The organism is Thiobacillus denitrificans, assembly GCF_001530125.1.
Lineage (GTDB): Bacteria > Pseudomonadota > Gammaproteobacteria > Burkholderiales > Thiobacillaceae > Thiobacillus > Thiobacillus denitrificans_C.
In genome coordinates this window covers 126,357-134,879 of record NZ_LDUG01000017.1, presented here as the reverse complement: position 1 = coordinate 134,879, position 8,523 = coordinate 126,357, and the positions used below count along the sequence as shown (strand labels likewise).

Genomic DNA, 8,523 nt, shown 5'->3' with positions numbered 1-8,523 from the left:
CCTGTGCATTGCGGCGTATGGCTTCTTGATGCGCGAACGTCTGTCCGGAGCAAAAAAAAACGCAGGCCAATTCGCGGAACCTGCCCTACCCGAAGGTTTCCGCCCGCGCGGGGCCACGACCGATGCAACGCCACGTCCAGAATTCGATCCCCACATTGCGCTTCCGCCGCGCAGCTGCCATCGCAAAAGGCTTGCTGCAATGTCCATGCTGCGGGAGATCAGCAAATCAGGTCATGAATGTTTAATAACACAGTAGAACTAGGGCTTTGTTAATGCGAATCAGCCCTCGGCAAACAGGATGCCGAACATGCGCGCGCGTTCGGCATCGCTCAAGCCGCGCAGCACCCGCACCGCCTCACGTGCAACCCGGGCGTCGCGCGTGATCGAATACTCGATCGCGAGCGCGCGCCAGACATCGGCCAGCGCCGGGTCGGTGGCCTGCAGCTTTTGCAGCGCCTGCGTCACCCCCGCCTGCCCTTTGCTCAGATAAAACGTCAGCCCCAGGTTGTGCCAGGCCTGGGTGTAGTCGGGGTCGATCTCCACCGCCGCGCGGTACGCCTGCATCGCCTCGCGCGGACGCCCGCTGTCGCGGTAGGCATTGCCCAGGTTGTTGCGCGCCCAAACATCGCCGGGCGCAATCCGGACATTCTGCCGATACGCGGCAATCGCTTCGGCATGCCGCCCCATCTCGCCCAGCGCGCGCCCCTGAACAAACCAGGCCAGCGGATTTCTTGCATCAACTTGTGCCCAATCCTGGCCCCACGCCAGCAGGCCCGGCCAGTCGCCGCGCTTTTCCAGCGCCTGTGCCTGGCGCACCCACTCGGCCTGCGAACGCGCAGCAAGCGCCGCCTGATCACCGGCCAGGCCAAACGTCTGCGTGGCAGCCGCTACCGGGGCGGCAAACGCAAGGCCAAGCAGCAACAGGAGCACGGCAATACGGTCAGGCATGGAAAAATCGCAGCGTGCAGCTGCCCTTGAAGAGATCAACGCCTATCATTTTACGCCGCACTTGACGCATCGCTTATGCTGTCATGTCTCTCACCCCGCGCGTCTCCCATGTCTACCTCCGAACATTTTATCCCCGGCAAGGACGCCTCGCTCGAAGCGTCGATCGCCACCCTGCAGTCCAAGCTTGCGGCGATCGGCTTTCACATCGAGGAGCGCTCCTGGCTCAATCCGGTGGAGAGCGTCTGGTCGGTGCACATCCGCGACCGCGACTGCCCGCTGCTGTTCACCAACGGCAAGGGTGCCTCCGAACTGGCCGCACGGGCGAGTGCGCTGGGCGAATATTTCGAGCGGCTGTCGACCAATTATTTCTGGACCCATTTCTACCTGGGCGAGACCCTGGCCGAACGGGAATACACCCATACGCCCGACGAGCGCTGGTTTACAGTAGACGAAGACGCCTGGCCGGAAGCACTGCTCACGCCCGAACTGCACGCCCACTACAACCCGGACAATGGTGTGCGCGCCGACCAGCTGATCGACCTCAATTCCGGCAACGCCGCGCGCGGCATCTGCGCCATTCCCTACCAGCGGCTCGCCGACGGCGAAACCGTGTATTTCCCGGTCAACCTCATCGGCAACCTCTACGTCAGCAACGGCATGTCGGCCGGCAACACGCTGATGGAAGCGCGCACCCAGGCGCTGGCCGAAATCTTCGAGCGCCACATCAAGTTCCGCATCATCGAAGAAGGCCTGTGCCTGCCCGACGTGCCCGAGGCCGTGATCGAGCGCTACCCGCACATCGCCGCCGGCATCCGCGGCCTGCGCGAAGCCGGCTTCGGTATCCTGGTGAAGGACGCCTCGCTCGGCGGCCGCTACCCGGTGATGAACGTCACCCTGTTGCACCCCCACGACCAAGGCTGCTTCGCCAGCTTCGGCGCGCACCCGCGCTTCGAGGTCGCGCTGGAACGCGCGCTGACCGAACTGCTGCAGGGCCGCGCACTCGATTCGCTGGCAGGCTTCCCCGCGCCCGGCTTCGACGCCACCGAAATCGCCGACCCGCAGAACCTGGAAATCCACTTCGTCGATTCCAGCGGCGTGATTTCCTGGCAGTTCCTGCGTGACACCCCCGACTTCGAATTCGTCGACTGGAATTTCGGCACCACCACCGAAGAGGACTATGCCTGGTCGGTCGATGCGCTGCACGCCGAAGGCCACGACCTCTACATCGCCGACTTCACCCATCTCGGCGTCTACGCCTGCCGCATCCTGGTGCCCGGCGTCTCCGAGATCTACCCGGTCGAGGAACTCGAATTCGAGAACAACAGCGTCGGCAATCTGATCCGCCCGGCGCTCGCGCGTCTGCCCGAACTGACCGACGACGAATGCGCCGCGCTGCTGGATGAAATTGTCGAACTGGAACTGGCAGACGACCGCCTGGTCACGGTGCTGATCGGCCTGGCGCCGGATGCCGATTCGCCGTGGACCGATCTCCGCATCGGCGAGTTGAAGTTGTTGCTCGCGCTCGCCATCGGCGACGATAATGCGATCCGGGAAGGTTGCACCTGGATCGCCCAATACGGCCAGCGCAGTGAAGCGCGTCTGAAGGTGTACCGCTGCATCGCCGACCTCACCCAACTCGAAGACCCCAGCCCCTTCGAATCCGCCCTGGCCCTCATGTACGGCCGCGAGACGCTGGAACAGGCGTTCGCGCTGTTCAATCAGGATGAGCGGTTTTTCGGGTTGACCAAGCTGGGCAGCAACTTCGAGGGCAGCGCGATTCACCAGCGCTTGTTGGAGGCATATCGGAAGGTGCGGGGCTAGCCCCCCGCACTTCCCTCGCAGCCCATGTAGGTTGGGCTGCAAAGCCCAACAACTTTAGCGCTTGTCCACCTATGTGGTGGATACGTTGGGCTTCATTTCATTCAGCCCAATCTACGCGGTCTGCAGCATGGCGGCCGCCTTCGTGCAATGCGCCTATTCTATGCCTGCGGGCAATTTCGGTCGATGCGTGGGCCCAGGGGCCTTCAGCCAAGTCACACGCCCCGCTGACGCACTGTTTCATACAAGCACAGCGCCGCCGACACCGAGACGTTGAGGCTTTCCACCGTCCCGCTAATGGGAATGCGCGCGATCTGGTCGCAGCTTTGCTTCACCAGGCGGCGGATGCCCGAGCCCTCGGCGCCCAACACCCAGGCGATGCCGGTCTTGGCGTCAATACCTGACAGCGGTTGGTCGCCGTCCATGTCGGCGGCGATGACCCAGATGTTGTGTTCCTTGAGGTCTTCGATGGTGCGCGAGAGGTTGGTGACCATGATGTAGGGCACGGTTTCCGCGGCGCCCGAGGCGACCTTTTCCACCGTGGCGTTGATGCCGACGGCGTTGTCTTTCGGGGCAATGACGGCGTGCACGCCGAAGGCGTCGGCCGAGCGCATGATGGCGCCGAGGTTGTGCGGGTCGGTGATGCCGTCGAGGATCAGCAGCAGCGGCGGGCCTTTGATGTTTTCCAGCACTTCGTCCAGCGAATGCGTCAGCGCAACCGGCTTGACGCGCGCGACCACGCCCTGATGATTGGCGGCCTTGCCGACCAGCCGGGTCAGGCGGTCGGCTTCAACCTGCACCAGCTTGACCTGGTTGTCCTTGGCCTGATGCACCAGATCGCGCGCGCGCGCATCGCGGCGCGTGAGATCGAGGTAGATTTCCAGCACGCCCGACGGGTCGTGCCGCAGCCGCGCCAGCACAGCATGAAAGCCGTAGATGAGTTTTTCTGCGGCGTGTTTTTCGGCAGTCTTCTCGCTCATTGCTTCTTGCTACCGGCTTTAGATTTCGCCGTCCGGGGCTTGCCGGATTTCTTTTTCGGCGCCGATTGCTCGAACGCGCGCTGCATGTCATGCGCAGAGCTGTCCTGTTCGACCAGGCTGAAATCGATCTTGCTGGTTTCGATGTCGGCGCGCAGCACCTTGATGCGGACGCGGTCGCCCAGGCGATAACGCTTGCCAGTCCGCTCACCGAGCATCATGTGTTTGGCCTGATCGTAGTGGAAATAATCCTGGCCGAGTTCGGACACGTGAACCAGGCCTTCGATCAGAAGGTCGTCGACTGCGACAAACATGCCGAAGCTGGTGACCGCGCTCACCGTGCCGTTGTATTCGTCGCCGATGCGGTCACGCATGAAATAGGTTTTCAGCCAGGCGTCGACATCGCGCGTGGCATCGTCAGCGCGGCGTTCGGTCATCGAGCAGTGGGTGCCGATTTCCGCCAGCCCCTTGGCGGGCAGTTTCTCGCCCTGCAGCACCGCCTTGATGCCGCGATGCACCATCAGATCGGGATAGCGCCGAATCGGCGAGGTGAAGTGGGTGTAGGCCTCATACGCCAGGCCGAAATGCCCCTTGTTGTCCGGGCTGTAAACCGCCTGCCTCAACGAACGCAGCATCACGGTTTGCAACAGGCCATGATCGGGACGCGGCTTGATTTTCTCCAGCAGTTCAGCGTAATCCTTGGCGTGCGGCTTGTCGCCACCGCCGAGGTCGAGCCCGAATTCGGCCAGGAAGCTGCGCAGCGCAGCGAGTTTCTCCACCGTCGGGCCTTCGTGCACGCGGTACAGCGCGGGTTGCTTGTTCTCCTGCAGATAATCCGATGCGCAGACGTTGGCCGCCAGCATGCATTCCTCGATGATGCGGTGGGCGTCGTTGCGGATCACCGGCACGATGTCCTTGATCTTGCCCTGGTCGTCGAAATTGATCTGCGTTTCGGTCGAACCGAAGTCGATTGCGCCACGCTTGGCGCGCGCCTTCAGCAAAGTGCGGAACAGCTTATCCAGCGCCTGCAGGTGCGGCATCATCGCAGCGTGTTTCTGCTCCGGCTCAGCCGCGCCGGAGAGCCAGTCCCATACCTGGTTGTAGGTCAGGCGCGCGTGCGAATAGATCACCGCCGGATAGAAGCGGTATTCCTTGACGCTGCCGGTACTGGTGATGCGCATGTCGCACACCATCGACAGGCGGTCGACTTCCGGGTTGAGCGAGCACAGGCCGTTGGACAACGCCTCGGGCAGCATGGGGATGACGCGGCGCGGGAAGTACACCGAGTTGCCGCGGCTGAAGCCTTCGCTATCGAGCGCGTCACGCGGCTGTACGTAATGGCTGACGTCGGCAATCGCCACCACCAGCCGATAGCCGCTGCGGCCGAGCGGCTCGCAGTACACCGCATCGTCGAAGTCGCGCGCGGTCTCGCTGTCGATGGTGACGAGCGGCAGATGGCGAATGTCCTCGCGTCCGGCCATGTCCTTTTCCTGCACCTTGCCGGGCAGCCTGGACGCCTGCGCCTCGACGTCCGGCGGGAACACATAGGGCAGATCGTGCTTGCGCAGCGCAATCTCGATTTCCATGCCGGGGCCGGTGAAACTGCCGATGACCTCGGTCACCCGCCCGATCGCCTCGTTGTGCGCGCCGGGCTGGGTGATGATCTCCACCGTTACCACCTGGCCGGACTTCGCAGACCCCGCATGCTCGGCCGGCACCAGGATGTCCTGGTTGATACGGCGGTTCTCCGAGATCAGGAAACCGACACCGCCTTCGAGGTAGTAACGGCCGACGACGAATTTGTTGACGTGCTCCAGCACCTCAACGATCTTCGCCTCACGCCGCCCGCGCCGGTCGAGGCCTGCCACCCGCACCATCACCCGGTCGCCGTGCAGCACGCGGTGCATTTCCTTGGGCGACAGATAGAGATCGTCGCCGCCCTCTTCCGGCACCACAAAGCCGAAGCCATCCGGATGGCCTTCGACACGGCCCTTGATCAAGTCCAGCTTGTCCGGCAGACACAGCTGGCGCTTGCGGTTGAGCATCAGCTGGCCGTCGCGCTGCATCGCGCCGAGGCGCCGCTGGAACAGGTCGCGCTCGGCTTCGGTGATTTCCAGCTGATCGGCAAAGGCGTCGGTATCGACCGGACAACCGGCCTCGGTCAGCAGTTGCAGGATGTATTCGCGGCTCGGCAGCGGCGACTCGTAGCGTTCGATTTCACGCTCGTAGAACGGATCGGCCTGGCGAATCGCCGGAATTTTGTGTTTGTTTGCGCTGCTGCGCGATTTGGTCGTTGACAATTTAATCTCTGCTCTCTAGAATGCGCGCCTTATTGCCCAGATGGCGGAATTGGTAGACGCGCACGGTTCAGGTCCGTGTGCCGCAAGGTGTGGAGGTTCGAGTCCTCTTCTGGGCACCAAATGTTGCAAGCAAAAAGCCGACCCCGTGTCGGCTTTTTGCTTTTGCTTTTTTACAGTTTATCTTAAACATCAGGCCTCGTAGGGGTGACGACGCACAATCGTCTCCACCCGATCCGGCCCGGTCGACACCACGTCCACCGGCACTTCGCACAGGGCTTCCATCCGCTTCAGATAGGTCTGCGCCTTTTGCGGCAGCTTGTCGAACTCCTGCACGCCCACGGTCGAATCACTCCAGCCCGGCAGGTCTTCATAAATCGGCTCGACGCTGGCAATCGATTCAGCGCCCACCGGCAGGATATCGCAGGTCTCGCCGTCAATCTTGTAGCCCACGCACACCCGCACGGTTTCCAGCCCGTCCAGCACATCGAGCTTGGTCACGCACAGCCCGGATACGCCGTTGATCTGGATCGAGCGCTTGAGCGCGGCGGCGTCGAACCAGCCGCAGCGGCGCGCGCGCCCGGTGGTGGAGCCGAATTCATGGCCCTTTTCGCCGAGGTACTGGCCAATATTATCGAACAACTCGGTGGGGAACGGACCCGAGCCGACGCGCGTGGTGTAGGCCTTGGTGATGCCCAGCACGTAGTGCAGGGAATTCGGACCGACACCGGCACCGGTGGCGGCGCCGCCGGCGGTGCAGTTGGAAGACGTCACAAACGGATAGGTGCCGTGGTCAATGTCGAGCAAGGTGCCCTGCGCGCCCTCGAACAGCAAGTTGCCCCCTGCCTTGTTGACTTCGTACAAGCTGCGCGGCACGTCGGCCACCATCGGCTTCAGGCGCTCGGCCATGGCCATCATGCTATCGAGCGTCTGGTTGAAGCTCACCACCTCGGCCTTGTAGTAGTTTTTCAGCATGAAGTTGTGGTGGTCGAGCACTTCGCCCAGCTTGGCGGCAAAGCGTTCGCGGTGGAACATATCCTGCAGGCGCAGCGCGCGACGCGCCACCTTGTCTTCGTAGGCGGGGCCGATGCCGCGCCCGGTGGTGCCAATCTTGCCGGCGCCCTTGGCGATTTCGCGCGCTTGATCGAGCGCCACGTGGTGCGGCATGATGAGCGGGCAGGCTTCGCTGAGCTTGAGGCGGCTCGCCACGTCAACCCCGGCGGCCAGCAACATGTCCATTTCTTCCAGCAGCGCAGTCGGCGACAGCACCACGCCATTGCCGATGTAGCAGGTGACGTTGTCGCGCAGGATGCCGGACGGGATCAGGTGCAGCACGGTTTTCTTGCCCGCCACCACCAGCGTATGACCCGCGTTGTGGCCGCCCTGGAAGCGCACCACACCCTGCGCGCGGTCGGTCAGCCAGTCGACGATTTTACCCTTGCCTTCATCACCCCACTGGGTGCCGATGACGACGACGTTCTTTGCTGCCATGCTGCTCTCTCCCTTTATTGTGTGTTCGAGCTGGCCATGGCCAGCTCGCGCAAATCCAGACTGAAGCCGGTGGCCGGACGTGCCCGGCCGAATACCCGCCCGACTTCGTCGTAGCGTCCGCCCTGCGCAATCGCATGGCTGCGCCCGCCAGTGTAAGCGGCAAACACGACCCCGCTGTGATAACCATAGCCACGCAGTTCGGCCAGATCATAGGCTGCCTCGACGTTGACGAGGCCGCGGTCAAGCACCTCAAGCGTATCCAGTGCGGCCTCGATCGCCGCCAGTTGCGGCAGGCGCGCACGCGCTTCAGCCAGCACACTGCGGTCGCCATACAGCTGCGGCAGCGCAGCAAAGGCATCGCGCAAGACGATGGGCAACCCGGCGGTGAGGACTGCCACGGCGCTACTGTCCTTGGCCTGCAGCGCACCAAACAGTTGATGCTCAAGCTCGCCGCTCAAGCCGGCTTCCTGCGCCAGCGCACGGTAAACCCCCACGTGGCCGATGTCGATCTGTACCGTTTTCACGCCACACGCGGACAGTCCCTGCAGCATCAGCGTGAGAATTTCGAGATCCGCCTCGGCGCCGGCTTCGCCATACAGTTCCGCGCCGATCTGGATCGGTTCGCGCGAGCGATGAAAGCCGTCGGACTGGGTATGCAGTACGCTGCCCGCATAGCACAGGCGATTGACGGTGTTGGCAGCCAGCAGATGGGCATCGATGCGCGCCACTTGCGGCGTGATGTCGGCACGCACGCCCATCAGGCGTCCGGACAACTGATCGACCAGCTTGAATGTCTTGAGGTCGAGATCGCCCCCCACCCCAGTCAGCAGCGAATCGAGGTATTCCATCAGCGGCGGAATCACCAGCTGGTAGCCGCGGCTGCGAAACAGGTCGAGCAGCGCGCGCCGCATGTCTTCCATGCGCCAGGCCTGCGGCGGCAGCACATCCTCGACGTTTTCAGGCAATAACCAGGCAGTCATTTCAATTCAGTA

Annotated in this window: 6 protein-coding genes, 1 tRNA gene and 1 pseudogene; 3 read left to right on the top strand and 5 right to left on the bottom strand. The window is 63.0% G+C overall.

All coding sequences use genetic code 11. The annotated features are described in order from the left end of the window. Nucleotides 1-256, top strand: a pseudogene (locus ABW22_RS17945) (hypothetical protein); the annotation flags it as partial. Between the two features lie 23 nt (nt 257-279). On the opposite strand, the gene ABW22_RS05330 reads toward ABW22_RS17945, so the two are convergent. Next, nucleotides 280-948 carry a tetratricopeptide repeat protein gene (locus ABW22_RS05330; protein ID WP_059752816.1) on the bottom strand — a complete coding sequence of 223 codons (669 nt, stop codon included), beginning with the start codon at nt 946-948 and terminating at the stop codon, nt 280-282. 108 nt (nt 949-1,056) lie between these two features. On the opposite strand from ABW22_RS05330, the gene ycaO reads away from it, so the two are divergent. Continuing rightward, complete coding sequence (gene ycaO / locus ABW22_RS05325) at nt 1,057-2,769, top strand: 30S ribosomal protein S12 methylthiotransferase accessory factor YcaO (protein WP_082708535.1); 1,713 nt, start codon at nt 1,057-1,059, stop codon at nt 2,767-2,769. Between the two features lie 212 nt (nt 2,770-2,981). On the opposite strand, the gene rlmB is transcribed toward ycaO, so the two are convergent. Then, nucleotides 2,982-3,746 carry a 23S rRNA (guanosine(2251)-2'-O)-methyltransferase RlmB gene (rlmB, locus tag ABW22_RS05320; RefSeq protein ID WP_059752810.1) on the bottom strand — a complete coding sequence of 255 codons (765 nt, stop codon included), beginning with the start codon at nt 3,744-3,746 and terminating at the stop codon, nt 2,982-2,984. Continuing rightward, nucleotides 3,743-6,043, bottom strand: a complete 2,301-nt coding sequence (gene rnr, locus ABW22_RS05315; protein ID WP_059752806.1) for a ribonuclease R — start codon at nt 6,041-6,043, stop codon at nt 3,743-3,745. The genes rlmB and rnr overlap by 4 nt, the downstream gene beginning before the upstream one ends. 34 nt (nt 6,044-6,077) lie before the next feature. Between rnr and ABW22_RS05310 the strand changes: the two genes are divergently transcribed. After that, nucleotides 6,078-6,162 (top strand) — tRNA-Leu (locus tag ABW22_RS05310). A 70-nt stretch (nt 6,163-6,232) separates the two neighbouring features. On the opposite strand, the gene ABW22_RS05305 is transcribed toward ABW22_RS05310, so the two are convergent. Both ABW22_RS05305 and ABW22_RS05300 read right to left on the bottom strand, forming a co-directional pair. Beyond that, nucleotides 6,233-7,531: an adenylosuccinate synthase gene (locus ABW22_RS05305; RefSeq protein WP_059752803.1), complete on the bottom strand. Its 1,299-nt coding sequence runs from the start codon at nt 7,529-7,531 to the stop codon at nt 6,233-6,235. A gap of 14 nt (nt 7,532-7,545) precedes the next feature. After that, complete coding sequence (locus ABW22_RS05300; protein WP_059752800.1) at nt 7,546-8,511, bottom strand: ATP phosphoribosyltransferase regulatory subunit; 966 nt, start codon at nt 8,509-8,511, stop codon at nt 7,546-7,548. Between the last annotated feature and the right edge of the window lie 12 nt (nt 8,512-8,523).

Excerpts from the sequence above, each read along its gene's own strand:
- ABW22_RS05330 (WP_059752816.1), bottom strand. The coding sequence starts at position 948 with ATGCCTGACCGTATTGCCGTGCTCCTGTTGCTGCTTGGCCTTGCGTTT.
- ABW22_RS05305 (WP_059752803.1), bottom strand. The coding sequence starts at position 7,531 with ATGGCAGCAAAGAACGTCGTCGTCATCGGCACCCAGTGGGGTGATGAA.
- rlmB (WP_059752810.1), bottom strand. The coding sequence starts at position 3,746 with ATGAGCGAGAAGACTGCCGAAAAACACGCCGCAGAAAAACTCATCTAC.
- ABW22_RS05300 (WP_059752800.1), bottom strand. The coding sequence starts at position 8,511 with ATGACTGCCTGGTTATTGCCTGAAAACGTCGAGGATGTGCTGCCGCCG.
- ycaO (WP_082708535.1), top strand. The coding sequence starts at position 1,057 with ATGTCTACCTCCGAACATTTTATCCCCGGCAAGGACGCCTCGCTCGAA.